This window comes from Bradyrhizobium sp. SHOUNA76 (assembly GCF_023006445.1).
Classification (GTDB): domain Bacteria; phylum Pseudomonadota; class Alphaproteobacteria; order Rhizobiales; family Xanthobacteraceae; genus Bradyrhizobium.
This window is the reverse complement of record NZ_JALBHA010000916.1, coordinates 1-1,203: the sequence shown is the minus strand read 5'-3', so window position 1 is coordinate 1,203 and position 1,203 is coordinate 1. Positions and strand designations below refer to the sequence as shown.

Annotated in this window: 2 protein-coding genes; both read left to right on the top strand. The window is 66.6% G+C overall.

The window, feature by feature from the left end:
* A partial coding sequence (locus MOV74_RS38545) for a TetR/AcrR family transcriptional regulator (protein WP_246932787.1) occupies positions 1 to 579 on the top strand: 579 nt, incomplete at its 5' end.
* A gap of 46 nt (positions 580 to 625) precedes the next feature.
* Positions 626 to 1,203: DUF6321 domain-containing protein (locus MOV74_RS38540; protein ID WP_246932785.1), on the top strand; the 578-nt coding region annotated here is incomplete at its 3' end.

Genomic DNA, 1,203 nt, shown 5'->3' with positions numbered 1-1,203 from the left:
CAGGCCGCCGAACGGGTGCTCGAACGCGATGGGCTCGCCGGTCTCACCTTGCGCGCGGTGGCACGCGAGGCGGGCGTCTCGCACGCCGCGCCGACCCATCATTTCGGTGACCTCACCGGGCTCCTCAGCGAACTCGCGGCCGTCGGTTTCCGTCAGTTCAACGCCGCGATGTCCTCGTCCTCGGACGCCGCCACCACGCCGCTCGAATGCGCACTGGCGCGGCCGAAAGCCTATGTCGCCTATGCGCAGGCTCATCCCGGCATGTACGGCATCATGTTCCGCACCGAGCGGCTCGATTATTCGAGACCCTCGCTGCACGAGGCGGCTGAAGCCTCCTTCGCCGGGCTTGCCAACGCCGTCGGCATGATGCGGCAGGAGCAGATCAGCGGCGACGCGCTAACGCTGAACCAGGGCGCCGCGATCGCGCGCGCCTGGTCGATGGTGCACGGCTTCACCACGCTGCTGCTGGACGGACGGCTCAAGGACATCCTCGGGCGTCTGCCCGAGGGAACGACGGCCGAACGGTTGCTCGAGGCGATGCTGACCGCGCCCATCAGCGGAAAAGTGCCGGGGCCCTGATCATCTAGACAACGCAACCCTTGCCGTGATCAGGCGTTGACGCGCCATGGCAAAAACATCGCGCGCTCCCTGGAAACGCTCGAATCCTCGCAAACGGGCCGGCAAGGCCTCCAAGCATCTCAGTCCCGCGCAGAAATCGGCGGCGAAAGCGCGCGCCCGCCGCGCCGGCCGCCGCTATCCCAATCTCGTGGACAACATGCGCGTGGCAACGAAGAAGAAGTCCTCCAAGAAGACTTCCAAGTCAAAATCGTCGAAAGCAAAGTCGGCGAAGAAATCTGCGAAGAAGGCCCGCAAGCGCACCGCAAAGAAGACGGCAAAGTCATCACGCAAGCGCGGCGCATCCGCGCGCGAAAGGGACCCGCGCGGCGGCCTGACCGCGGCGGGCCGCAAGGCATTTGCGCGCAAGCAGGGCGCAAATTTGCGGCCGGGCGTTACCAAGAAGGAATCGGAGATGACTCCGCAGGAGATGCGGCGGAAAGGAAGCTGGGCCGTGCGCTTCTATGGCCGCGCGAAACTGCCGCCGCTGGTCGATGCGAAGGGCCGGCCGACCCGCCACGCATTGTCGGCGCATGCTTGGGGCGAACCTGTCCCGAAGACGGTGGCCGCGGCACGGCGCATCGCTGC